The organism is [Mycobacterium] stephanolepidis (genome assembly GCF_002356335.1).
Lineage (GTDB): Bacteria > Actinomycetota > Actinomycetes > Mycobacteriales > Mycobacteriaceae > Mycobacterium > Mycobacterium stephanolepidis.
Genome location: NZ_AP018165.1, coordinates 1382846 through 1407004 on the forward strand (window position 1 = coordinate 1382846; position 24159 = coordinate 1407004).

Genomic DNA, 24159 nt, shown 5'->3' on the forward strand with positions numbered 1-24159 from the left:
CCTGCGCCGAGAACGAGGACGATCACAAATTCTTCCTGGTGTTTCAGTCGTCGCCGACAGGCGGCGATATTGGGCAAGGTCAATGGTCAGCTGCCATTTCTCAGGACCTCGCGTGGCCCTATCTGTGTGGGCCCGCAGCATGAACTTCGCGGCCAGCAACCTGACTGGCCGAAGTGAGACCCTCGCCCCATATTCGGCGGGGGAAGGAAAGGAAATCCGTGACTGATACGGACCTCATCGCGACCGAAGCCGCCCCGGAAGCCCCCGAGGCGCCCGCCACAGCCTCTTCTGATCGCTCCACTAAGGAGCGTCGGGGCGACGGACTGGGTGCGCTGTCGACGATGGTGTTGCCGGAGTTGCGTGCATTGGCCAGCCAAGTAGGCGTCAAGGGCACCTCCGGAATGCGTAAGGGCGATCTGATCGCCGCCATTCGTGAGCATCAGGGTGCGCTTGGCGCGCCGAAGAACAACAACCAGGCCACCCCGGCCCAGCAGCCTCAGGCCTCGGCACCCGCCGAGGTGGCCCAGAAGGAACCGGCCCAGAACGACCAGAACGAATCTGGCCGTTCCGAGCCCACGCAGACCGCGCTCGATCTGTCCGCCGAGGCGCCGAAGTCCGCTCCGGAAGCCGACTCCGCCGAGGGCAAGGATGCCGAGAACGCCGGCGCGCCTCGCGAGGGACGCGGAGAGCGGCGTCGAAACCAGAACCAGAACGCCGAGGGCGAGCGCAAGCAGCAGAACGGTGGCCGGGGGAACTCCGAGAACTCCGAGAACTCGGGACGCGAGGGTGGCTCGGGGAGCCAGAACTCGGACAATCAGAACCAGGACAACAACCAGAACCAGGGCAACCGTGGCGATGACGGTGAGGGCCGGGGCCGCCGTGGTCGCCGCACCCGTGAACGCCGTCGTGGTCGCGATCGCAACACCAACGAGGGTGGCGAGACGGAGCTGCGCGAGGACGATGTCGTCCAGCCCGTGGCCGGCATTCTGGATGTGCTCGACAACTACGCGTTCGTTCGGACGTCCGGATATCTTGCCGGGCCGAACGATGTGTACGTCTCGATGAACCTGGTCCGTAAGAACGGGCTGCGCCGCGGCGATGCCATCACCGGTGCCGTGCGGGTACCCCGCGATCCGGATGCCGGGAATCAGAACCAGCGGCAGAAGTTCAACCCACTGGTACGCCTCGACTCGGTGAACGGTGGCCCGGTTGAGGACGCCAAGAAGCGTCCCGACTTCACCAAGCTGACCCCCCTGTACCCGAATCAGCGACTGCGGCTGGAAACCACCACCGAGAAGCTGACGACTCGCGTGATCGACCTGATCATGCCCATCGGCAAGGGGCAGCGCGCGTTGATCGTGTCCCCGCCGAAGGCCGGTAAGACCACGATCATGCAGAACATCGCCAACGCGATCTCTGCCAACAACCCCGAGTGCCATCTGATGGTGGTGCTGGTCGACGAACGGCCCGAAGAAGTCACCGACATGCAGCGTTCGGTCAAGGGTGAGGTCATCGCCTCCACCTTCGATCGCCCGCCGTCAGACCACACTCAGGCTGCCGAGCTCGCCATCGAGCGTGCCAAGCGTCTCGTGGAACAGGGCAAGGACGTCGTGGTCTTGCTCGACTCCATCACCCGCCTGGGACGTGCCTACAACAATGCGTCGCCGGCGTCCGGCCGGATCCTGTCCGGTGGTGTCGATTCGACGGCGCTGTACCCGCCCAAGCGGTTCCTGGGCGCGGCGCGCAACATCGAGCACGGCGGCTCGTTGACGATCATCGCCACCGCGATGGTCGAGACCGGATCCACCGGTGACACCGTCATCTTCGAGGAGTTCAAGGGCACCGGTAACGCCGAGCTCAAGCTCGACCGCAAGATCGCCGAACGCCGGGTGTTCCCCGCCGTCGACGTCAACCCGTCGGGTACCCGTAAGGACGAGCTGCTGATGAGCGGCGACGAATTCGCGATCGTGCACAAGCTGCGCCGCGTACTCTCCGGCCTGGATTCACATCAGGCCATCGACCTGCTGATGAGCCAGCTGCGCAAGACCAAGACCAACTACGAGTTCCTGGTCCAGGTCTCCAAGAACACCCCGGGCTCCAACGGCGCCGACGAGCCGCAGTACAGCTAGAACCTGACGCGGTATCACCGGGGGTGTCGGTGATCCTCGCCTGATTTTTGGTCAGTGCTTTGACTAAAAGGGGAGGTGGCATGGATACCGACGTCATGTGGGCGCATATCGACGCGGGGCGCTCTGGAGTCGCGGACATGCTCAGTTCCCTCACGCCAGAGCAGTGGTCGGCGCCGTCCCTCTGCGACGACTGGACCGTTCGCGACGTAGCAGTACACCTCACCCAGGCTCACATGAGGCTGGGGCAGTTCCTATCCGTCGCCGTTCGTTCGGGACTTCGGTTCGACACGATGATCCGGCGAGCGGCACAGGATGATGGCCTGAGCCCGAAAGAGATCGTCGCTGCCCTGCGGGGGATGGTTGGGTCACGGCGCAAGGCGCCCGGCGCGTTCCCGCTGCTGGATGTCATGGTCCATACCCAGGACATCGCGATCCCCCTGGGAATTGATCGGCGTATGCCACCGGACGCCGCTATCGATTCAGCAGAGCGACTATGGGGGATGCGTTTCCCGTTGCACCTTGCGCGCGCTTCGCGTGGTTTCTCCTTCCGCGCGACCGACTGTGACTTCACGATCGGTCGGGGACCCGAGGTGACCGGACCCATACGGGACATCGTGCTGGTGTTGTCAGGTCGACAAGCCGGGCTGACCGGCCTATCGGGTGCGGCGGACAGGATTCGATTGGGCGTGTAGCTAACCGATCGACGCGAGCGGGATCCAGATGCCGAAAAGCCAGAATCCCCAGGTCCGGAACCCGTCATCCCATATCGGCTGTACCCGATGTCCCCAGTAGTCGAAGGCTTGAGGGGGCGGGCCCCAACGGTCGGGAAGCGGCCCGCGCCATTCGGCACGAGGTGGCGGGGCCCAACCCCACGGCGGACGCTGGTCGTAATGCCATGGGTTGTCGCGCCATTCCCGACGGTCATCGCGCCAGCCGCGGTCGTCCCGCCAGTCTTGGTCGCGATCGCGCCAATTGCCATTGCCGCGCCAGTTGCCGTTGTTCCGCCAGCCGTCGCCGCCCCAGTCATCGTCATCGTCGCCGTGTGGGCGGTTGGGATGATCCTGGGTGTAACCGGGCTGTCCCGGGGGCTGCGCGTACGCCGCAACGGCGCCCCACCCGAGTGCTCCCATTGTCAGCGTGCCGATGATGACACCTTGGCTCACAACACTTTTCAGATTCACGTGCGACTCCTGTCCGATTATCTCGGCGGTTCGCCCCGACTCAACCGAAGTACCGATGTCCAACAGCTGCACCGCGTTGGTTATGTCGCGGCTGCCGTTCTGGATATCGACAGGATGTCAATGCCCGTTACATGCCCGAGGTCGGGCGGGTATCAGGGTTGCGGAATGGACGGAATCTGCGGAATCGGCGGCGCCTGAGGAACGGGCGGTACACCGGTTCCCTGCGGAATCGGCGGGGCCTGGGGGATGGGTGGCGGTGCCGGGGGCGTGATGGGGTCGGCGTAGGCCAGCCCCGGTGCGCCCGCGAATGCGGCTAAACCCATCGCTGCCGCGGATGCGCTTGTGACGATCAATCTCTTGATGTTCATGCGTTTCCTTCCCGAATCGGCTTTCCTTCCCCAACGTACGCCGGGTTCAGAAATCGGGAATAGTGCGCAGGTCGGCGCCGTTTAGGTTCTACGTAACTGAGCTGGCATAATGGCCTCTCAGCCTTTTGAAGGGTTCCGGTTCACGCCCACAAGCGACCCGGCGACCACAACACGCAGAGGAAAAGCAATGAAATCGGGTATCCACCCCACCTACGTCGAGACCAACGTGGTCTGCGGCTGCGGTAACACCTTCACCACCCGCAGCACCAAGGACAGCGGCCACATCGTGGTCGAGGTTTGCTCGCAGTGCCACCCCTTCTACACCGGTAAGCAGAAGATCCTGGACAGCGGCGGTCGCGTCGCCCGGTTCGAGGCCCGGTACGGCAAGCGCAAGGCCGCAGCCGACAAATAGCTTTCTTGCCGACGCCCGGATTTGCCTTTGTGCAGTCCGGGCGTCGGTTTTTTGTATGACCAACTGCGGGTATGAACATTGGGAGGAGGGCGCATGAGCGAGACGCCGCTGATCGACGCAATGCTGGCCGAGCACGCCGAACTGGAGAAGCAACTGGCCGACCCAGCGCTGCACGCGGATCCTGGCGCGGCGCGCAAGGCCGGACGCCGGTTCGCGATGCTCTCGCCGATCGTCGCCACCCACCGCAAGCTGGTCTCGGCCCGCGATGATCTGGCCACCGCCCGTGAACTGTCGGCGGACGATCCCTCGTTCGCCGACGAGGTGACCGAGCTGGAATCGTCGATCGCCGAGCTGGAGACGCAGCTCTCGGACATGCTCGCGCCCCGTGACCCTCATGACGGTGACGACATCCTCCTGGAAGTGAAATCTGGTGAGGGAGGCGAGGAGTCGGCGCTGTTCGCTGCCGACCTGGCCCGGATGTACATCCGGTACGCCGAGCGGCATGGCTGGAAGGTCACCGTTCTCGACGAGACCGAATCCGACCTCGGCGGATACAAAGACGCCACCTTGGCCATCGCCAGCAAGGGGGATACCGCAGACGGCGTCTGGTCGCGGCTCAAGTTCGAAGGTGGTGTGCACCGCGTCCAGCGTGTGCCCGTCACCGAATCCCAAGGGCGCGTGCATACCTCGGCAGCCGGAGTGCTGGTCTATCCGGAGCCGGAAGAGGTAGAGGAAATCCAGATCGACGAGTCGGACCTACGGATCGACGTCTATCGCTCCTCGGGCAAGGGCGGCCAGGGCGTCAACACCACCGACTCTGCGGTCCGCATCACGCACCTGCCGACCGGGATCGTGGTCACCTGCCAAAACGAGCGCTCTCAGTTGCAGAATAAGGCCCGGGCCATGCAGGTGCTGGCGGCACGGCTGCAGGCGCTCGCCGAGGAACAGGCGCAGGCCGACGCCTCAGCCGGCCGGGCCAGCCAGATCCGCACGGTGGACCGCAGCGAGCGCATCCGCACCTACAACTTCCCGGAGAACCGCATCACCGATCACCGCGTGGGGTTCAAGGCGCACAATCTCGACCAGGTGCTCGACGGTGACCTCGATGCACTGTTCGATGCGTTGGCAGTGGCCGATCGGAAGGCACGCCTGCAGGAGGCGTGAGCGAGATGAGCGCGTTGCGTCAGCTGATCGCCGAGGCGGTCGAATCGCTCTCAGGGGCAGGAGTTTCCAGTCCGCAGGTAGATGCCGAAGAGCTCGCCGCACATCTGCTCGGCGTCTCGCGAACGCGATTGCGCTTCGCCGAGGCCACCCCCGGTTTTCTCGAGAGTTACCGCGACCTGGTGGCGGCACGAGTGCAGCGGATTCCCTTGCAGCACTTGACCGGAAACGCCGCATTTGGCCCGGTCGAGGTGTCGGTGGGACCGGGCGTGTTCATCCCTCGCCCGGAGACGGAATCTCTGTATGCCTGGGCAACAGAGAAATTGACACCACATGCCACAGTTGTCGAGCTGTGTGCCGGGTCCGCGGCACTCGCGATCGCCTTGTCGCATGACCAACCCGCCGCACGCATCCTCGCGATCGAGCTTGACGAACAGGCACTGGCCTACACGCGGCGTAACACCGCCGGAACTCCGATCGAGGTGATCCAGGCCGATGTGACCTCGCCCGCGCTGTTGAGGGAACTAGATGGGACGGTCGATCTGATCGTCGCCAACCCGCCCTATATCCCCGAAGATGCTGAATTGGAGCCGGAAGTGGCGCAGCATGATCCGCCGTTGGCGCTTTTTGCGGGGTTCGACGGGCTTACCGTCATCGCGCCGATCGTGACCGCCGCCGGCCGGCTCCTGGCCCCCGGAGGCCACATCGGTGTTGAGCATGACGACACCAACGGCGGCGGAACACGCGAGTTGTTCACGGCCAGTGGTCTGTTCGATGAGGTTGTACAGCGACACGACCTGGCGGGCCGGCCGAGATTTGTCACCGCTCGCCGGAAATCTCCGACGTCATAGACTGGCCTCGTGACCGCCGTCTACGAATGCCAGGACGCTGCGACCCGCCAGGAGGGGGTCGACGCGGCGGTGAGTGCGCTCAAGGCTGGTGAATTGGTGGTGATGCCCACCGACACCGTCTACGGATTAGGTTGTGACGCATTCGATTCCAATGCAGTTTCGGCGCTGTTGGCCGCCAAGGGGCGGGGTCGGGATATGCCCGTCGGCGTGCTTGTCGGGTCCTGGCACACCATCGACGGGCTCGTCTTCGCGGTTCCGCCGGCGGCCCGTGAGCTCATCGAGGCGTTCTGGCCGGGACCGCTGAGCATCATCGTGAAACACGCGCCGTCGCTGTCCTGGGATCTCGGGGACGCTCAGGGAAGCGTCATGCTGCGGATGCCGCTGCACCCGGTGGCCATCGATCTATTGCGCGCTGTCGGGCCGATGGCGGTCTCCAGTGCCAATGTTTCCGGGCAGCCGGCGGCACTCACCGCCGGCGAAGCACGCGAACAATTGGGAGACAAGGTTGCCGTGTACCTGGACGGTGGTACCGCGGAATTGGGGGCGGCGTCGACCATCGTCGATCTCACCGGGCCGGTGCCGCTGGTGGTGCGGGAGGGACCGATCACCCGGGAACAGATCGTCGATGTGATTGGCGGCGACGTCGGTCCCGGCGAGTCGGCGGAACCCACAGAATCTTGAAGTACGGTCGGATGCGTGAGTGAGCTGCTGGCCCTTGCCGATCGCGGCGCGGGTGTCCCTCTGCGTGAGCTTGCCCTAGTCGGGCTGACCGCGGCCATCACGACCTTCTTCTGCACCGGTGGTGTGCGGATGTTCGCAACCCGGGTGGGAGCGGTGGCTTACCCGCGTGAACGCGACGTGCACCTGCAGCCGACTCCCCGGATGGGCGGCCTCGGGATGTATCTCGGTGTTTGTGCCGCGATCTTCCTGGCCTCGCAACTGCCCGCCCTGACAAGGGGATTCGTCTACTCCTCCGGAATGCCCGCCGTGGTCGTCGCGGGAGGCATCATCATGGTCGTCGGTCTCATCGACGATAAGTGGGGTCTGGACGCGCTTACCAAATTTGCGGGCCAAGTCACGGCCGCCAGCGTGCTGGTCACCATGGGGGTGGCCTGGAGCATGATCTACATCCCGTTCGGCGGGGTGGGAACGATCGTGCTGGACCAGATGTCGTCCATCCTGGTGACGCTCGCCTTGACGGTGTCGATCGTCAACGCCATGAACTTCGTGGACGGCCTCGATGGCCTGGCCGCAGGCCTGGGACTCATCACCGCGGCCGCCATCTGCATCTTCTCGATCGGGCTGCTGCGCAGCCACGGCGGTGACGTCCTGTACTACCCGCCCGCGGTCATCTCGGTGGTGCTGGCCGGGGCGTGCCTCGGATTCCTGCCACACAACTTCCACCGGGCCCGCATCTTCATGGGGGACTCGGGGTCGATGCTGATCGGCCTCATGCTGGCGGCGGCATCGACCACGGCTGCGGGCCCCATCTCGCAGAGCTCGTACGGGGCCAAAGACATGTTCGTCTTGCTGTCGCCGTTCCTGCTGGTGATCGCGGTGATGCTGGTGCCCGCCCTGGATGCGCTGTTGGCGATCATCCGGCGCACCCGCGCGGGTCGCAGCCCCTTCAGCCCGGACAAGATGCATCTGCATCACCGGCTGTTGCAGATCGGGCATTCCCATCGCAAGGCGGTGCTGATCATCTATCTGTGGGTGGCCATCATCGCGTTCGGTGCCGCCAGCACCATCTTCTTCGAGCCTCGGTATGCCGGTGCGGTGGTGTTGGGCGCCGTCGGTATCGCCATCGTGGCGACGGTCGTTCCCTTGCTGCGCGGCGAAGAACCCGATCAGCTGTCGGGTGCTCAATTGGACGGGAGTTCGACGACGGTTCCGGTCGAACGAGTCGTGTACGACGAAAAGTAGTAGGGGTGCATTAACCCCCTCTACCATGTGATACGGTTCTGCCATACCCGAAAACTCACGGGTGCCGGCCACGCCGGATCGGTGGAATTTTTGGAGAGTCTGTCCAGACAATCCAGGGCTTCGCCGGACCGATCAACTGACCGACAGGGAGCTGCCCTTTGAGGTGAGTTCAGCGAGCCCGCAGACCTCCGATAAGGTCTGGAACCGACGAATGCAGTTTTTGTTCCGCCACCCCGACAAAGATGTGAGGTGACACCCCAGGTGACAACGCCCGACGCCCCGCTGGTCCTTCCGGCATTGGCGTTTCGCCCGTTGCGTCTGGCGGTTCTGTGTGGCGTGCTCGGTGCCCTGGCTCTGCTGGCCTCCGCCCTGCTGGGGCATTGGCAGTTCGGCATTTTCTTCGTTACTGGGCTTGGTCTCGGACTGGTGAACGCTCTCCTCGTTCGCCAGTCTGCGGAAGTCATTACTGCGCAAGACAATCCAAGCAAGCAAAAGATGGCCATCAATTCCGCAGCGCGGTTGATGATCATCACCGTCCTCGCCCTGGTGATCGCCTTCGTATTCCGCCCCGCAGGTCTTGGGGTGTTCTTCGGAGTCGCGTTGTTCCAGGTGCTGCTGGTGTTGACCACCGCTGTGCCGGTGTGGAAAGGGATCCGTTCAGTGAATCAGCCGCAGGCGGAGGTATAAGCCCAGCATGATTACGACATTCCAGGCAGAAGCCGCCATCGAAGTTGGCCACCACAAGCACGCGCACTGGGGCTTTCTCGGTGAGGTCAACGTGGACACCATCGTCGCCACCTCGTTGGCGGCGGTCGTGGTGATCGCGCTGGCACTGTTCCTGCGGGCCAAGGTCACCTCGACCGGTGTACCCAACGGGGTGCAGCTGTTCTTCGAGGCGGTGACCGTCCAGTTCCGCAATCAGGTCGAGTCGGCCATCGGCATGAGGATCGCGCCGTTCGTGCTGCCGCTGGCGGTGACGATCTTCGTCTTCATCCTCGTGTCCAACTGGATCTCGGTGCTGCCCGTGCAGTACACGGACGAGAACGGTAAGACGGCCGAACTGCTGGCCCCGCCGGCCTCGGACATCAACTACGTGCTGGCGTTGGCGCTGTTCGTCTTCGTCTGCTACCACATCGCGGGGTTTGCACGCCGCGGCCTCATCGGCCACCCGATCAAGTTGCTCAAGGGTCACACCTGGGTCACCGCGTTCATCAACCCGATCGAGGAACTCGCCAAGCCGATCTCACTGTCGCTGCGACTCTTCGGCAACATGTTCGCCGGCGGCATCATGGTTGCGCTGATCGCGATGTTCCCGGCGTGGATCATGTGGGCGCCCAACGCCATCTGGAAATCGTTCGACCTGTTCGTCGGCCTGATCCAGGCGTTCATCTTCGCGCTGCTGACTGTCCTGTACTTCAGCCAGTCGATGGAACTGGACGACGAGCACCACTAACTACATAGACCAACCTGTATAGACCCTGGTAGCACAGCTACCACTTAATAAGGAGGAAGAAAATGGCGGACCCCACAATTGTTGCTGGTGCCCTCATCGGCGGTGGGTTGATCATGGCCGGCGGCGCGATCGGTGCCGGTATCGGTGACGGCATCGCCGGTAACGCCCTGATCTCGGGTGTCGCCCGTCAGCCCGAGGCTCAGAGCCGGCTGTTCACCCCGTTCTTCATCACCGTCGGTCTGGTTGAGGCTGCGTACTTCATCAACCTGGCGTTCATGGCGCTGTTCGTCTTCGCGACTCCCGGCGCCAGCTAATCGGCATGGGTGAATTGCACAGTGTCGCTTCTGCCGTCATGGCAGTCGCGGCGGAAGCCGCCGAAGAGGGTGGGAAGCAGAACAACTTCCTCATCCCCAACGGCACCTTCTTTGTCGTCCTGGCGATCTTCCTGATCGTCCTGGCGGTCATCGGAACCTTCGTGGTGCCGCCGATCCAAAAGGTGCTCAAGGCACGCGAGGACACGGTCGCCAAGACGGCCGAGGACAACCGGAACGCCGCTGAGCAATTCACCGCCGCCGAGGCTGACTACAAGGACGAGCTGGCCAAGGCGCGCGGTGCGGCAACCGCGGTGCGTGACGAGGCCAGAGCCGAGGGACGCGGAATTCTCGAGGACATGCGTCAGCGGGCCAACACCGAAGCGACCGCCGTGAATGCGAAGGCCGCCGAAGAGTTGGCTCGTCAGGGCGAGGCAACTTCCGGAGAGCTGTCGGCAAGCGTCGAGAGCCTGTCCCGGACGCTCGCCGAACGCGTTCTCGGCGTGAGCCTTTCGGAACCAGCGAACGCAGGGCGAGGCTAAACAAAGATGTCGACATTTATCGGACAGCTCATCGGTTTCGCTGTCATCGTGTTCCTGGTGGTCAAGTTCGTGGTGCCGCCGGTACGCACGTTGATGGCCAAGCAGCAGGACGCGGTGCGTCAGCAGCTCGCTGATAGCAAGACTGCGGCGGACAAGCTGGTCGAGGCCGAGGGTGCACATGCCAAGGCCATCGAGGATGCCAAGGCCGATGCCGCCCACATCGCGGAGGAAGCCAAGGCCGATGCCGTGCAGATCTCGAAGCAGCTGCGCGAGCAGGCCGATGCTGAGGTCGAGCGGATCAAGGTGCATGGGCAGGAGCAGATCCTGCTTCAGCGCCAGCAGCTGATCCGTCAGCTCCGTGGTGACCTCGGTGCCGAATCCGTGAACCGCGCGGGCGATCTGGTTCGTTCACACGTGAGCGACCCCGCGGCTCAGTCCGCCACCGTCGACCGGTTCCTGGAGGAGCTGTCGCAGATGGCCGGCAGCATCAATACCGAACGTCGGCCATTGGCCGTCGGTGGTGCTGGGCTGCACGCCGCCAGCCGCGAATCGCTCGCCGAGCAGGTGAAGGCCTTCCAGGCCAATGCGGTCTCCCTCGACAGCCTGACGCTCAACGCGCTCGCCGATGATCTGACCGCGGTTGCCGAGCTCCTCGTCAAGGAATTGGTGCTACGCAAGCACCTGTCCGAGCCGGTCGATGCCAGTGAGCAGGCCGCCAAGGTCGCCCTGGTCGACTCGGTGTTCGGGTCCAAGATCGGACGACCGGCACTCGAGGTTGTGCGTGCGGCCGTGACCGCCCGCTGGTCCGCCTCCAACGACCTGATCACCGCGATCGAACACATCGCCCGTCTCGCGTTGCTGGAGCGGGCCGAACGCGATGGTCAGATCGACGACGTCGAGGACCAGTTGTTCCGCGTCAGTCGCATCCTCGACAGCGAGCCGCAGCTGAGCACGCTGCTGGGTAACACCACCTCGCCTGCCGCCGATCGTGTGGCATTGCTGAAGAACGTGCTGGCCGGCCGGTCCAACCTGATCGTGACGAGCCTGCTCGCGCAGACCGTGCGTCTGCTGCGCGGCAAGCGCGCCGATGTCGCCGTGCTCGAGGTAGCCGAACTTGCGGTTGCCCGGCGCAACGAGTCGGTGGCACACGTGAAGTCGGCGGCCCCGATCAGCGATGCACAGAGCACACGGCTTGCCCAGGTGCTCGGGCAGATTTACGGCCGCACCATAGCGGTGCAACTGGATGTGGATCCCGAGCTGCTGGGCGGGCTCGTCGTCAACATCGGTGACGAGGAGATCGACGGCAGTCTGTCCAGCCGACTCTCGGCCGCCGCACTCCATCTGCCCAACTGACCACTATTTAGACCTACCCGATAGACGAGCAGGAAGACGAAAAGCCATGACAGAGTTGACGATCTCCTCGGCGGATATCTCCGGCGCGATCGAGCAGTACGTCGCGACGTTCTCTGCCGACCCCACCCGTGAAGAAATCGGCATCGTCTCCGACACCGGTGACGGCATCGCCCACGTCGAGGGCCTGCCCTCGGTCATGACCCAGGAACTCCTCGAGTTCCCCGGCGGAGTGTTGGGTGTGGCCCTGAACCTCGACGAGCGCAGCGTCGGCACCGTTATCCTCGGTGACTTCCACGGCATCGAAGAGGGCCAGCAGGTCAAGCGCACCGGCGAGGTGCTGTCGGTACCGGTGGGCGACGCCTTCCTGGGTCGCGTCATCAACCCGCTGGGTCAGCCGATTGACGGCCGCGGCGACATCGAGGCCGAGACCAACCGCGCCCTGGAGCTGCAGGCCGCCAGTGTCGTCGAGCGTCAAAGTGTTTCGGAGCCGTTGCAGACAGGCATCAAGGCCATCGACTCGCAGACCCCGATCGGTCGCGGCCAGCGCCAGCTGATCATCGGCGACCGCAAGACCGGTAAGACGGCCGTCTGCGTCGACACCATCCTGAACCAGAAGCAAGCCTGGGAGACCGGTGACCCGGAGCAGCAGGTGCGCTGCATCTACGTCGCCGTCGGTCAGAAGGGCTCGACCGTCGCCGCGGTGCGTCGCACCCTGGACGAGGCCGGCGCGCTGGAGTACACCACCATCATCGCCGCCCCGGCTTCCGATGCCGCTGGCTTCAAGTGGCTTGCGCCGTACACCGGTTCGGCTCTCGGCCAGCACTGGATGTACCAGGGCAAGCACGTCCTCATCGTGTTCGACGACCTGACCAAGCAGGCTGAGGCCTACCGTGCCATCTCGCTGCTGCTGCGTCGTCCGCCGGGCCGCGAGGCGTACCCGGGTGACGTGTTCTACCTGCACTCGCGTCTGCTGGAGCGTTGCGCGAAGCTCTCCAACGAGCTCGGTGCCGGTTCGCTGACGGGTCTGCCGATCATCGAGACCAAGGCCAACGACATCTCGGCCTACATCCCCACCAACGTCATCTCGATCACCGACGGACAGTGCTTCCTGCAGACCGACCTGTTCAACCAGGGTGTGCGTCCGGCCATCAACGTCGGTGTGTCGGTTTCCCGCGTGGGTGGTGCCGCACAGATCAAGGCCATGAAGGAGGTGGCAGGCTCGCTGCGTCTGGAGCTCTCGCAGTACCGCGAGCTGGAGGCCTTCGCTGCGTTCGCCTCTGATCTGGACGCCACCTCGAAGGCCCAGCTGGAGCGTGGCGCCCGCCTGGTCGAGCTGCTCAAGCAGCCGCAGAACTCGCCGTACCCGGTCGAGGAGCAGGTTGTCGCGATCTACCTGGGCACCGGCGGACACCTCGACTCGGTGCCGGTCGGCGACGTGATCCGCTTCGAGCAGGAGTTCCTCGACCACGTGCGCGGTTCACACGCCGACATCCTGGCCGACATCAAGGAGACCAAGAAGTTCTCCGAGGACACCGAGACCAAGCTGACCAACGCCGTGAATGACTTCAAGAAGAGCTTCGCCGCTACCGACGGCAGCTCGGTAGAGGTCAAGGACGCAGCGGCCGAGGCGCTCGACGCGTCCGAGGTCGGTCAGGAGACCGTCCAGGTCCGCAAGCCGGCTCCCAAGAAGTAATCAGCCATGGCTGCACAAATCCGAGAATTGCGCCGGCGGATCAAATCCGCCGGGTCGATCAAGAAGATCACCAAGGCGCAAGAGCTGATCGCGACATCGCGCATCTCCAAGGCGCAGGCTCGCGTGGTGGCTGCCCGGCCGTACGCGACCGAGATCACCAACGTGCTCACCGCGCTCGCCGATGACGCGGCGCTGGATCACCCGCTGTTGGTGGAGCGGGCCGAGCCCAAGCGAGCCGGCGTGCTGATCGTGTCATCGGACCGCGGGCTCTGCGGTGGCTACAACGCCAACGTGCTCCGCGTCGCCGAGGAGCTCTTCGCGCTGCTGCGCGAGCAGGGCAAGACTCCGGTGATCTACGTGATCGGCCGTAAGGCATTGAACTTCTACAAGTTCCGGGGCCGCACGGTCACCGAGTCTTGGACGGGGTTCTCCGAGCGACCCGAGTACGCACATGCTCAGCAGATTGCGGGCGTGCTGGTGGACGCGTTCCTGTCGGGTGCCGATGACGACGGCGACGATCCGGGCGCGGACGGAATTCTGGGTGTGGACGAGCTCCATATCGTCTACACCGAGTTCAAGTCGATGCTGACCCAGTCGGCCGTGGCCAAGCGGATCGCGCCGATGGAGATCGAGTACGTCGGCGAGGCCACCGGTCCGACCACCCAGTATTCGTTCGAGCCTGACGCCACCACGCTTTTCGCGTCGCTGCTGCCTCGTTACCTGGCCACCCGGGTGTACGCGGCGCTGCTGGAGGCGGCAGCCTCGGAGTCGGCATCCCGCCGGCGTGCCATGAAGGCCGCCACGGACAACGCCGATGAGCTCATCAAGGGACTCACCCTGGAAGCCAACCGCGCTCGCCAGGCCCAGATCACCCAGGAAATCAGTGAAATCGTTGGCGGCGTGGACGCGCTTGCCTCGGCCGCCGCAAGCGAACATTAGGAAGAGACGAGTACATGACCGCACCAACTGCTAACAAGACCGTAGGGCGAGTGGTTCGCGTTACCGGCCCGGTTGTTGACGTGGAGTTCCCGCGCGACGCCGTGCCGCCGCTCTTCTCTGCCCTCAACGCCGAGATCACCTACGAGGCGATGGCCAAGACGCTGACCCTCGAGGTGGCACAGCACCTGGGCGACAACCTGGTTCGCACCGTGTCCATGCAGCCGACCGATGGTCTGGTGCGCGGCGTGGATGTCACCAACACCGGTAACACCATCGCGGTGCCGGTCGGCGACGGCGTCAAGGGGCACGTCTTCAACGCCCTGGGCAACTGCCTCGACGAGCCGGGCTACGGCAGCGACTTCGAGAAGTGGTCCATCCACCGCAAGCCCCCGGCCTTCGATCAGCTCGAGCCGCGTACCGAGATGCTGGAGACCGGCCTCAAGGTCGTCGACCTGCTGACCCCGTACGTGCGTGGTGGCAAGATCGCTCTGTTCGGTGGTGCCGGTGTCGGTAAGACCGTTCTGATCCAGGAAATGATCAACCGCATCGCCCGCAACTTCGGTGGTACCTCGGTGTTCGCCGGCGTGGGTGAGCGCACCCGTGAGGGCAACGACCTGTGGGTCGAGCTTGCCGACGCCAACGTCCTCAAGGACACCGCGTTGGTGTTCGGTCAGATGGACGAGCCGCCCGGCACGCGTATGCGCGTCGCCCTCTCGGCGCTGACCATGGCCGAGTACTTCCGCGACGAGCAGGGCCAGGACGTGCTGCTGTTCATCGACAACATCTTCCGGTTCACCCAGGCCGGTTCCGAGGTGTCGACCCTGCTGGGTCGTATGCCTTCGGCCGTGGGTTACCAGCCGACGCTGGCCGACGAGATGGGTGAGCTGCAGGAGCGCATCACCTCTACCCGTGGCCGGTCCATCACCTCGATGCAGGCCGTGTACGTGCCCGCCGATGACTACACCGACCCGGCGCCGGCGACCACGTTCGCGCACCTGGATGCCACCACCGAGCTTTCTCGCGCGGTGTTCTCCAAGGGCATCTTCCCGGCCGTGGACCCGTTGGCTTCGTCGTCGACGATTCTGCTGCCGTCCGTCGTGGGTGACGAGCACTACCGCGTCGCGCAGGAAGTCATCCGGATTCTGCAGCGCTACCAGGACCTGCAGGACATCATCGCCATCCTCGGTATCGACGAACTGTCGGAAGAGGACAAGCAGCTGGTCGGCCGCGCCCGTCGTATCGAGCGCTTCCTGAGCCAGAACATGATGGCCGCCGAGCAGTTCACCGGTCAGCCCGGCTCGACCGTGCCGCTCAAGGAGACCATCGAGGCGTTCGACAAGCTCACCAAGGGCGAGTTCGACCACCTGCCCGAGCAGGCGTTCTTCCTCATCGGTGGCCTGGACGACTTGGCGAAGAAGGCCGAAAGCCTCGGCGCCAAGCTGTAATTCGTCGCTAGCCATTTGAAGGAGGTGCATTGAATGTCCGAGATTGACGTCGAGATTGTCGCCGTCGAGCGTGAGATCTGGTCGGGTAAGGCCACATTCGTCTTCACCCGCACGACCTCCGGCGAAATCGGCATCCTGCCGCACCACATTCCGTTGGTGGCGCAGCTGGTGGACGATGCGGCGGTGAAGATCGAGCGCGAGAGCGGTGACGATCTCTGGTGGGCGATCGACGGGGGATTCCTGTCGATCACCGATACCAAGGTGAGCATCCTGGTCGAGTCCGCACAGGCTCGTGCGGATATCGACGCGGCCAAGGCCAAGACCGATTCCGGTTCTGAGGATCCACGGGTCGCGGCGCAGGGACGCGCGCGCCTGCGTGCCCTTGGCCAGACGGTTTAGCAGTACCCACACGGCCGACCACTAAGGAAATACCGCTTTGAGCGTGACGGCGATGATCGAGATATCGGTCATCGCCGTCCTTGCTTTGGCGGTGGCTGCGTTGAGCTTTCGTCTGCTCAAGTTGCGGCACGGCGGTACCGCGGCGCTGCTGCGCGATGTGCCGGAGATGGGGGAGGGGCGCTGGCGACACGGCGTCATGCGCTATCGCGAATCTCAGGCCGAGTTCTATCGGCTTTCCAGTGTGCGGCTCTGGCCCGATCGCCGGCTTTCGCGGCGTGACCTGGAGATCATCGATCGGCGGATCCCGCGCGGTGATGAGTACGACATCATGACGGCCGAGATCGTGGTGCTGCAGCTGCGCGATGGTGTGCGCGCCTACGAGATGGCACTGGATCGCGGTGCGTTGACCGCGTTCATGTCCTGGGTCGAATCTCGGCCCTCACCGCGTGCGGAACGCCGCAGCCGCGAGCGTTAGGCGGGCTGCGCCGGCCCGCCGGGCTTCCAGAGAGTGTCCTTACCGTCGTTGGCAACCCGCGACAGGATGAACAAGAGATCCGAGAGTCGGTTGAGGTACTTGGCGGTCAGCACGTTGGTGCTGTCGGGGTAGGCGTCGATGGCAGCCCAGGCCGCACGTTCTGCCCGACGTGCCACGGTCCGCGCTACGTGCAACAACCCGGATAGCGGGGTACCGCCCGGCAGCACAAATGAATTCAGTTTCGGCAGATCGGCGTTGTACTCGTCGCACCAGCGCTCGAGACGGTCGATGTAGGGCTGGGTTATCCGCAGCGGTGGATACTCGGGATCGGGTACCACGGGAGTGGACAGGTCCGCGCCGGCGTCAAAGAGGTCGTTCTGGATCTGCAGTAATACCGAACCGACCGATCGGTCTGGGTTCCCGAGCACGACCGCGACCCCGATGGCGGCATTGGCCTCGTCACAGTCGGCATATGCGGCGAGCCGCAGATCACTTTTCGATACACGTGAGAAGTCGCTCAGACCCGTGGTTCCGTCATCTCCGGTCCGGGTATAGATGCGCGTCAGATGTACGCCGCTCGATGATCCTCGCTCACGTTGCGGGTCGGGGGCCTCATCGGTCATGTGTCGAAACGTTACCCGGCTACGCTGTCGGGCGTGAGCGAGCATTTCTTGGTGACCGGCGGCGCCCGGCTTACCGGCAACGTGGCAGTAACCGGCGCCAAGAACAGCGTGCTCAAGCTGATGGCCGCCGCTCTCCTTGCCGAGGGAACCAGCACCATCACCAACTGTCCGGACATCCTTGATGTGCCGCTGATGGCGGATGTGCTGCGGGGATTGGGCGCGACGGTGGAGCTAGAGGGTGATGTCGTCAGGATCACTTCCCCGGACGAACCCAAGTACGAGGCCGATTTCGCGGCGGTGCGGCAGTTCCGGGCCTCGGTGTGTGTCCTGGGTCCCCTGGTGGGCCGCTGTCGGCGTGCCAAGGTGGCGTTACCGGGCGGAGACGCCATCGGGTCACGTCCGCTCGACATGCATCAGGCGGGCCTGCGTCAGCTCGGGGCGGAATGCACCATCGAGCATGGGTGTGTGGTTGCCGAGGCAAAAGCATTGCACGGAGCCGATATTCAGCTTGAGTTCCCCTCCGTCGGGGCAACCGAGAACATCCTGATGGCCGCGGTGCTTGCCGATGGCGTCACTACCATCCACAACGCCGCGCGTGAACCGGATGTGGTGGACCTGTGCACCATGCTGGTCCAGATGGGTGCCCAGATAGAGGGTGCCGGAACGTCGACGTTAACGGTGATCGGTGTTCCGAAGCTTCATCCCACCGAGCATCGCGTTATTGGAGACCGAATCGTCGCTGCCACTTGGGGTTTGGCTGCCGCGATGACGCGCGGCGATGTCACGGTGACGGGAGTGGATCCGGAGCACCTGCAGTTGGTGCTGCATAAGCTGCATGATGCGGGCGCCACAGTTACTCAGAACGACAACGGATTTCGTGTAGTTCAGTACGAGCGTCCCAAAGCGATAAACGTGGCCACCCTGCCATTCCCTGGATTCCCAACTGACTTGCAGCCCATGGCAATTGGGCTCGCCGCGATAGCGGACGGCACCTCCATGATCACCGAGAACGTCTTCGAGGCCCGATTCCGCTTCGTCGAGGAGATGATGCGGCTGGGAGCGGATGCCCGGACGGATGGGCACCACGCTGTGGTCCGGGGTATCCGCCAACTGTCCAGCGCTCCGGTGTGGTCGTCGGATATCCGGGCAGGTGCGGGCCTGGTGCTGGCGGGTCTAGTGGCGGATGGCGTCACCGAGGTATACGATGTGTTTCATATCGACCGCGGTTACCCGTTGTTCGTGGAGAATCTCCAGAGCCTGGGTGCCGAAGTCGAGCGGGTCAGCTAGCGCTGACCACCCCCAGAACCCGAAGTTGACTCAAGTTCATTGGACTTGGTACAGTGGTCGGGTTGCCCTGAATGAGCGAGGCCGGGACAAGGAAGCGATTCCGAAATTCCGGTCTTAGGTTGGTGCGCAGTTGACCAGCCAAAACCTGGAGTTTGACTCAAGTTCACCGAACTTGATACGGTTCCCGGGCCGCTTACAAAGGGCGAAAGCCGAAATAGAAGAAGAAATTCAGATATCTCGGCGATCGGATGGTGCGCAAGTGACCAGCCAAAACCGGGAATTTGACTCAAGTTCACCGAACTTGATACGGTTTCCAAGTCGCTCGGAAGAGCGAAAGTCGGAATTCAGGAAGAAATTCCAGAATGTCGGCGATCGGATGGTGCGCAGGTGACCAGCCAAAACCGGGAATTTGACTCAAGTTCACCGAACTTGATACGGTTTCCGAGTCGCCTGAAAGGGCGAAGGCGAGAATAAGGGAAGAAATTCCCGAATTCATAGCCGCAAAAATAAAAATGTGTTGTTTGAGAACTCAATAGTGTGTCAGTGTTTATATAGACATTTTATGTCGATAACAATTCTTTTGACAGTTGTTTTGTCGGGATCAATTTTTGTTTGGAGAGTTTGATCCTGGCTCAGGACGAACGCTGGCGGCGTGCTTAACACATGCAAGTCGAACGGAAAGGCCCTTCGGGGTACTCGAGTGGCGAACGGGTGAGTAACACGTGGGTGATCTGCCCTGCACTCTGGGATAAGCCTGGGAAACTGGGTCTAATACCGGATAGGACCACACACTTCATGGTGAGTGGTGCAAAGCTTTTGCGGTGTGGGATGAGCCCGCGGCCTATCAGCTTGTTGGTGGGGTAATGGCCCACCAAGGCGACGACGGGTAGCCGGCCTGAGAGGGTGACCGGCCACACTGGGACTGAGATACGGCCCAGACTCCTACGGGAGGCAGCAGTGGGGAATATTGCACAATGGGCGCAAGCCTGATGCAGCGACGCCGCGTGAGGGATGACGGCCTTCGGGTTGTAAACCTCTTTCAGTAGGGACGAAGCGAAAGTGACGGTACCTACAGAAGAAGGACCGGCCAACTACGTGCCAGCAGCCGCGGTAATACGTAGGGTCCGAGCGTTGTCCGGAATTACTGGGCGTAAAGAGCTCGTAGGTGGTTTGTCACGTTGTTCGTGAAAACCCACAGCTTAACTGTGGGCGTGCGGGCGATACGGGCAGACTAGAGTACTGCAGGGGAGACTGGAATTCCTGGTGTAGCGGTGGAATGCGCAGATATCAGGAGGAACACCGGTGGCGAAGGCGGGTCTCTGGGCAGTAACTGACGCTGAGGAGCGAAAGCGTGGGTAGCGAACAGGATTAGATACCCTGGTAGTCCACGCCGTAAACGGTGGGTACTAGGTGTGGGTTTCCTTCCTTGGGATCCGTGCCGTAGCTAACGCATTAAGTACCCCGCCTGGGGAGTACGGTCGCAAGACTAAAACTCAAAGGAATTGACGGGGGCCCGCACAAGCGGCGGAGCATGTGGATTAATTCGATGCAACGCGAAGAACCTTACCTGGGTTTGACATGCGCAGGACGTATCTAGAGATAGGTATTCCCTTGTGGCCTGCGTGCAGGTGGTGCATGGCTGTCGTCAGCTCGTGTCGTGAGATGTTGGGTTAAGTCCCGCAACGAGCGCAACCCTTGTCCTATGTTGCCAGCGGGTAATGCCGGGGACTCGTAGGAGACTGCCGGGGTCAACTCGGAGGAAGGTGGGGATGACGTCAAGTCATCATGCCCCTTATGTCCAGGGCTTCACACATGCTACAATGGCCAGTACAGAGGGCTGCGAAGCCGCAAGGTGGAGCGAATCCCTTAAAGCTGGTCTCAGTTCGGATTGGGGTCTGCAACTCGACCCCATGAAGTCGGAGTCGCTAGTAATCGCAGATCAGCAACGCTGCGGTGAATACGTTCCCGGGCCTTGTACACACCGCCCGTCACGTCATGAAAGTCGGTAACACCCGAAGCCAGTGGCCTAACCTTTTGGAGGGAGCTGTCGAAGGTGGGATCGGCGATTGGGACGAAGTCGTAACAAGGTAGCCGTACCGGAAGGTGCGGCTGGATCACCTCCTTTCTAAGGAGCACCATTTCTCAGTCGAATGAACTGGGAACATAAAGCGAGTATCTGTAGTGGATACATGCTTGGTGAATATTTTTTATAAATCCTGTCCACCCCGTGGATAGGTAGTCGGCAAAACGTCGAACTGTCATAAGAATTGAAACGCTGGCACACTGTTGGGTCCTGAGGCAACACATTGTGTTGTCACCCTGCTTGGTGGTGGGGTGTGGTCTTTGACTTATGGATAGTGGTTGCGAGCATCTAAACATAGCCTCGCTCGTTTACGAGTGAGGCTGGTTTTTGCAATTTATTAGCTAAGTTCTTAAGGGCGCATGGTGAATGCCTTGGCACTAGAAGCCGATGAAGGACGTAGGAGGCTGCGATAAGCCTCGGGGAGCTGCCAACCGAGCTTTGATCCGAGGATGTCCGAATGGGGAAACCCAGCACGAGTGATGTCGTGTTACCCACTGCTGAATATATAGGCTTTGGGAGGAAACGCGGGGAAGTGAAACATCTCAGTACCCGTAGGAAGAGAAAACAACCGTGATTCCGTGAGTAGTGGCGAGCGAAAGCGGAAGATGGCTAAACCGCATGCATGTGATACCTGGTAGGGGTTGTGTGTGCGGGGTTGTGGGAGTTGTACTTGCCGGTTCTACCAGGCCGGCGGACAGTAAAAAAGTGTCGTGATTAGCGGAAGTGGTCTGGGACGGCCCGCCGCAGACGGTGAGAGTCCGGTACGCGAAAATCCGACACCTGTCTCGTACTTCATCCCGAGTAGCAGCGGGCTCGTGGAATCTGCTGTGAATCTGCCGGGACCACCCGGTAAGCCTAAATACTCTCTAGTGACCGATAGCGGATTAGTACCGTGAGGGAATGGTGAAAAGTACCCCGGGAGGGGAGTGAAATAGTACCTGAAACCATGTGCCTACAATCCGTCAGAGCCTCCTTGTGGGGTGATGGCGTGCCTTTTGAAGAATGAGCCTGCGAGTCAGGGACACGTCGCGAGGTTAACCCGTGAGGGGTAGCCGTAGCGAAAGCGAGTCTGAATAGGGCGCCCATAGTGGCGTGTTCTGGACCCGAAGCGGAGTGATCTACCCATGGCCAGGGTGAAGCGGCGGTAAGACGCCGTGGAGGCCCGAACCCACTTAGGTTGAAGACTGAGGGGATGAGCTGTGGGTAGGGGTGAAAGGCCAATCAAACTCCGTGATAGCTGGTTCTCCCCGAAATGCATTTAGGTGCAGCGTCGCGTGTTTCTTATTGGAGGTAGAGCTACTGGATGGCCGATGGGCCCTACTAGGTTACTGACGTCAGCCAAACTCCGAATGCCAATAAGTTAGAGCGCGGCAGTGAGACGGCGGGGGAGAAGCTCCGTACGTCGAGAGGGAAACAGCCCAGATCGCCGGCTAAGGCCCCTAAGCGTGTACTAAGTGGAAAAGGATGTGCAGTCGCAAAGACAACCAGGAGGTTGGCTTAGAAGCAGCCACCCTTGAAAGAGTGCGTAATAGCTCACTGGTCAAGTGATTGTGCGCCGACAATGTAGCGGGGCTCAAGTACACCGCCGAAGCCGCGGCATTCATGCAATACATTCCCTTCGGGGCAGTGGCATGGATGGGTAGGGGAGCGTCCTGCACCCAGCGAAGCTGCGGAGTAATCCAGCAGTGGAGGGTGCGGGAGTGAGAATGCAGGCATGAGTAGCGACAGGCAAGTGAGAAACTTGCCCGCCGAATGACCAAGGGTTCCTGGGCCAGGCTAGTCCTCCCAGGGTAAGTCGGGACCTAAGGCGAGGCCGACAGGCGTAGTCGATGGACAACGGGTTGATATTCCCGTACCCGTGTGTGCGCGCCCATGATGAATCATCGGTACTAACCACCCAAAAGGTTCTAGATCAATCTCTTCGGAGTGCGACGTGAACCCGCTGCGTGGGACCTTCGGTGGTAGTAGTCAAGCGATGGGGTGACGCAGGAAGGTAGCTGTACCGGTTAGTGGTTATACCGGAGCAAGCCCGTAGGGCGACGTCTAGGTAAATCCGGACGTCATTAAGCCTGAGAGGTGACGCATAGCCGATTGAGGCGAATTCAGTGATCCTATGCTGCCAAGAAAAGCCTCTAGTGAGTTCACACACGGCCCGTACCCCAAACCAACACAGGTGGTCAGGTAGAGAATACTAAGGCGTACGAGATAACTATGGTTAAGGAACTCGGCAAAATACCCCCGTAACTTCGGGAGAAGGGGGACCTCGCTTGGTGACCGGACTTGCTTCGTGAGCTGAACGAGGTCGCAGAGACCAGTGAGAAGCGACTGTTTACTAAAAACACAGGTCCGTGCGAAGTCGCAAGACGATGTATACGGACTGACGCCTGCCCGGTGCTGGAAGGTTAAGAGGACCCGTTAACCCTTGGGTGAAGCGGAGAATTTAAGCCCCAGTAAACGGCGGTGGTAACTATAACCATCCTAAGGTAGCGAAATTCCTTGTCGGGTAAGTTCCGACCTGCACGAATGGCGTAACGACTTCTCAACTGTCTCAACCATAGACTCGGCGAAATTGCACTACGAGTAAAGATGCTCGTTACGCGCGGCAGGACGAAAAGACCCCGGGACCTTCACTATAGCTTGGTATTGGCGTTTGGTTCGGTTTGTGTAGGATAGGTGGGAGACTGTGAAGCAGGCACGCCAGTGTTTGTGGAGTCATCGTTGAAATACCACTCTGATCGTATTGAACCTCTAACCTCGGACCGTATATCCGGTCCAGGGACAGTGCCTGGTGGGTAGTTTAACTGGGGCGGTTGCCTCCCAAAATGTAACGGAGGCGCCCAAAGGTTCCCTCAACCTGGACGGCAATCAGGTGTTGAGTGCAAGTGCACAAGGGAGCTTGACTGCGAGACTTACAAGTCGAGCAGGGACGAAAGTCGGGACTAGTGATCCGGCATCTCTGAGTGGAAGGGATGTCGCTCAACGGATAAAAGGTACCCCGGGGATAACAGGCTGATCTTCCCCAAGAGTCCATATCGACGGGATGGTTTGGCACCTCGATGTCGGCTCGTCGCATCCTGGGGCTGGAGCAGGTCCCAAGGGTTGGGCTGTTCGCCCATTAAAGCGGCACGCGAGCTGGGTTTAGAACGTCGTGAGACAGTTCGGTCTCTATCCGCCGCGCGCGTCAGAAACTTGAGGAAACCTGTCCCTAGTACGAGAGGACCGGGACGGACGAACCTCTGGTGTACCAGTTGTTCCACCAGGAGCACGGCTGGATAGCTACGTTCGGACAGGATAACCGCTGAAAGCATCTAAGCGGGAAACCTATTCCAAGACCAGGTTTCTTACCCTTTTAGAGGGATAAGGTCACCCACAGACTATGGGTTCAATAGGCCAGACCTGTAAGCGTAGTAATACGTTCAGGGAACTGGCACTAATCGACCGAAAACTTACTAATAAATCGCAACCACTATTCGTCGTCATTTGACGACCACACTCCACCACCAGATAACTTGTGTGTTAATCACACGAAAG

At 61.9% G+C, this 24159-nt stretch carries 21 protein-coding genes and 2 rRNA genes; 20 read left to right on the forward strand and 3 right to left on the reverse strand.

Annotation, left to right across the window (positions count from 1 at the left end):
* Positions 1–218 precede the first annotated feature (218 nt).
* Complete coding sequence (gene rho / locus MSTE_RS06950) at positions 219–2129, forward strand: transcription termination factor Rho (protein WP_096500012.1); 1911 nt, start codon at positions 219–221, stop codon at positions 2127–2129.
* 80 nt (positions 2130–2209) lie between these two features.
* Positions 2210–2821, forward strand: coding sequence for a maleylpyruvate isomerase family mycothiol-dependent enzyme (locus MSTE_RS06955; RefSeq protein ID WP_096500013.1), 612 nt, complete (start codon positions 2210–2212; stop codon positions 2819–2821).
* Here the strand turns inward: MSTE_RS06955 and MSTE_RS06960 are convergent, their stop codons facing one another.
* Positions 2822–3310 carry a hypothetical protein gene (locus tag MSTE_RS06960; protein WP_096500015.1) on the reverse strand — a complete coding sequence of 163 codons (489 nt, stop codon included), beginning with the start codon at positions 3308–3310 and terminating at the stop codon, positions 2822–2824.
* A 152-nt stretch (positions 3311–3462) separates the two neighbouring features.
* The gene (locus tag MSTE_RS06970) at positions 3463–3678 is read right to left on the reverse strand and encodes a hypothetical protein (RefSeq protein ID WP_030094890.1); all 216 of its coding nucleotides are present in this window, start codon (positions 3676–3678) and stop codon (positions 3463–3465) included.
* Between the two features lie 187 nt (positions 3679–3865).
* Here MSTE_RS06970 and rpmE point away from each other — a divergent pair, with 187 nt between their 5' ends.
* The 15 genes from rpmE to MSTE_RS07045 all read left to right on the forward strand — a co-directional run bounded on the left by rpmE (position 3866) and on the right by MSTE_RS07045 (position 16635).
* Positions 3866–4090 carry a 50S ribosomal protein L31 gene (gene rpmE / locus MSTE_RS06975; RefSeq protein WP_030094891.1) on the forward strand — a complete coding sequence of 75 codons (225 nt, stop codon included), beginning with the start codon at positions 3866–3868 and terminating at the stop codon, positions 4088–4090.
* A gap of 93 nt (positions 4091–4183) precedes the next feature.
* Entirely contained in the window at positions 4184–5254 is a 1071-nt protein-coding gene (gene prfA, locus MSTE_RS06980) for a peptide chain release factor 1 (protein WP_046252972.1), read from the forward strand.
* 5 nt (positions 5255–5259) lie between these two features.
* The gene (gene prmC / locus MSTE_RS06985) at positions 5260–6102 is read left to right on the forward strand and encodes a peptide chain release factor N(5)-glutamine methyltransferase (protein ID WP_096505558.1); all 843 of its coding nucleotides are present in this window, start codon (positions 5260–5262) and stop codon (positions 6100–6102) included.
* A gap of 9 nt (positions 6103–6111) precedes the next feature.
* Entirely contained in the window at positions 6112–6783 is a 672-nt protein-coding gene (locus MSTE_RS06990) for an L-threonylcarbamoyladenylate synthase (protein ID WP_096500019.1), read from the forward strand.
* A gap of 15 nt (positions 6784–6798) precedes the next feature.
* Positions 6799–8025: a glycosyltransferase family 4 protein gene (locus MSTE_RS06995; protein WP_231897019.1), complete on the forward strand. Its 1227-nt coding sequence runs from the start codon at positions 6799–6801 to the stop codon at positions 8023–8025.
* Between the two features lie 261 nt (positions 8026–8286).
* Complete coding sequence (locus tag MSTE_RS07000; RefSeq protein ID WP_030094896.1) at positions 8287–8712, forward strand: ATP synthase subunit I; 426 nt, start codon at positions 8287–8289, stop codon at positions 8710–8712.
* Between the two features lie 7 nt (positions 8713–8719).
* The gene (gene atpB / locus MSTE_RS07005; RefSeq protein ID WP_030094897.1) at positions 8720–9478 is read left to right on the forward strand and encodes a F0F1 ATP synthase subunit A; all 759 of its coding nucleotides are present in this window, start codon (positions 8720–8722) and stop codon (positions 9476–9478) included.
* A 62-nt stretch (positions 9479–9540) separates the two neighbouring features.
* Complete coding sequence (locus MSTE_RS07010; RefSeq protein ID WP_030094898.1) at positions 9541–9792, forward strand: F0F1 ATP synthase subunit C; 252 nt, start codon at positions 9541–9543, stop codon at positions 9790–9792.
* A gap of 5 nt (positions 9793–9797) precedes the next feature.
* A complete protein-coding gene (locus MSTE_RS07015) occupies positions 9798–10331 on the forward strand; it encodes a F0F1 ATP synthase subunit B (RefSeq protein WP_030094899.1) in 534 nt (177 codons plus the stop codon).
* A 6-nt stretch (positions 10332–10337) separates the two neighbouring features.
* Positions 10338–11684, forward strand: coding sequence for a F0F1 ATP synthase subunit B/delta (locus tag MSTE_RS07020; RefSeq protein WP_096500023.1), 1347 nt, complete (start codon positions 10338–10340; stop codon positions 11682–11684).
* 46 nt (positions 11685–11730) lie between these two features.
* The gene (gene atpA / locus MSTE_RS07025) at positions 11731–13377 is read left to right on the forward strand and encodes a F0F1 ATP synthase subunit alpha (RefSeq protein WP_096500025.1); all 1647 of its coding nucleotides are present in this window, start codon (positions 11731–11733) and stop codon (positions 13375–13377) included.
* A 6-nt stretch (positions 13378–13383) separates the two neighbouring features.
* Positions 13384–14316, forward strand: a complete 933-nt coding sequence (locus MSTE_RS07030; RefSeq protein WP_057965125.1) for a F0F1 ATP synthase subunit gamma — start codon at positions 13384–13386, stop codon at positions 14314–14316.
* A gap of 14 nt (positions 14317–14330) precedes the next feature.
* Positions 14331–15761, forward strand: a complete 1431-nt coding sequence (gene atpD / locus MSTE_RS07035) for a F0F1 ATP synthase subunit beta (RefSeq protein WP_096500027.1) — start codon at positions 14331–14333, stop codon at positions 15759–15761.
* A gap of 33 nt (positions 15762–15794) precedes the next feature.
* Positions 15795–16160, forward strand: a complete 366-nt coding sequence (locus MSTE_RS07040) for a F0F1 ATP synthase subunit epsilon (protein ID WP_096500029.1) — start codon at positions 15795–15797, stop codon at positions 16158–16160.
* 52 nt (positions 16161–16212) lie between these two features.
* Positions 16213–16635 carry a DUF2550 domain-containing protein gene (locus tag MSTE_RS07045; protein ID WP_096500031.1) on the forward strand — a complete coding sequence of 141 codons (423 nt, stop codon included), beginning with the start codon at positions 16213–16215 and terminating at the stop codon, positions 16633–16635.
* Here MSTE_RS07045 and MSTE_RS07050 read toward each other — a convergent pair.
* Positions 16632–17258: a cob(I)yrinic acid a,c-diamide adenosyltransferase gene (locus tag MSTE_RS07050; protein ID WP_096500033.1), complete on the reverse strand. Its 627-nt coding sequence runs from the start codon at positions 17256–17258 to the stop codon at positions 16632–16634. The genes MSTE_RS07045 and MSTE_RS07050 overlap by 4 nt on opposite strands.
* A gap of 33 nt (positions 17259–17291) precedes the next feature.
* Between MSTE_RS07050 and murA the strand changes: the two genes are divergently transcribed.
* The 3 genes from murA (at position 17292) to MSTE_RS07065 (ending at position 24082) form a co-directional block, all read left to right on the forward strand.
* Positions 17292–18545: a UDP-N-acetylglucosamine 1-carboxyvinyltransferase gene (gene murA / locus MSTE_RS07055; protein ID WP_030094907.1), complete on the forward strand. Its 1254-nt coding sequence runs from the start codon at positions 17292–17294 to the stop codon at positions 18543–18545.
* Positions 18546–19154: 609 nt separating this feature from the next.
* A 16S ribosomal RNA gene (locus MSTE_RS07060) occupies positions 19155–20670 on the forward strand.
* A 297-nt stretch (positions 20671–20967) separates the two neighbouring features.
* Positions 20968–24082: ribosomal RNA gene (locus MSTE_RS07065) — 23S ribosomal RNA — on the forward strand.
* The 16S and 23S rRNA genes sit together here, the layout of an rRNA operon.
* The last annotated feature ends 77 nt before the right edge of the window (positions 24083–24159 follow it).

Coding starts and splice junctions, on each gene's coding strand:
- MSTE_RS06955 (WP_096500013.1), top strand. CDS start 2,210: ATGGATACCGACGTCATGTGGGCGCATATCGACGCGGGGCGCTCTGGA.
- MSTE_RS06970 (WP_030094890.1), bottom strand. CDS start 3,678: ATGAACATCAAGAGATTGATCGTCACAAGCGCATCCGCGGCAGCGATG.
- rpmE (WP_030094891.1), top strand. CDS start 3,866: ATGAAATCGGGTATCCACCCCACCTACGTCGAGACCAACGTGGTCTGC.
- prfA (WP_046252972.1), top strand. CDS start 4,184: ATGAGCGAGACGCCGCTGATCGACGCAATGCTGGCCGAGCACGCCGAA.
- prmC (WP_096505558.1), top strand. CDS start 5,260: ATGAGCGCGTTGCGTCAGCTGATCGCCGAGGCGGTCGAATCGCTCTCA.
- atpB (WP_030094897.1), top strand. CDS start 8,720: ATGATTACGACATTCCAGGCAGAAGCCGCCATCGAAGTTGGCCACCAC.
- MSTE_RS07010 (WP_030094898.1), top strand. CDS start 9,541: ATGGCGGACCCCACAATTGTTGCTGGTGCCCTCATCGGCGGTGGGTTG.
- MSTE_RS07015 (WP_030094899.1), top strand. CDS start 9,798: ATGGGTGAATTGCACAGTGTCGCTTCTGCCGTCATGGCAGTCGCGGCG.
- MSTE_RS07020 (WP_096500023.1), top strand. CDS start 10,338: ATGTCGACATTTATCGGACAGCTCATCGGTTTCGCTGTCATCGTGTTC.
- atpA (WP_096500025.1), top strand. CDS start 11,731: ATGACAGAGTTGACGATCTCCTCGGCGGATATCTCCGGCGCGATCGAG.
- MSTE_RS07030 (WP_057965125.1), top strand. CDS start 13,384: ATGGCTGCACAAATCCGAGAATTGCGCCGGCGGATCAAATCCGCCGGG.
- atpD (WP_096500027.1), top strand. CDS start 14,331: ATGACCGCACCAACTGCTAACAAGACCGTAGGGCGAGTGGTTCGCGTT.
- MSTE_RS07040 (WP_096500029.1), top strand. CDS start 15,795: ATGTCCGAGATTGACGTCGAGATTGTCGCCGTCGAGCGTGAGATCTGG.
- MSTE_RS07045 (WP_096500031.1), top strand. CDS start 16,213: ATGATCGAGATATCGGTCATCGCCGTCCTTGCTTTGGCGGTGGCTGCG.
- MSTE_RS07050 (WP_096500033.1), bottom strand. CDS start 17,258: ATGACCGATGAGGCCCCCGACCCGCAACGTGAGCGAGGATCATCGAGC.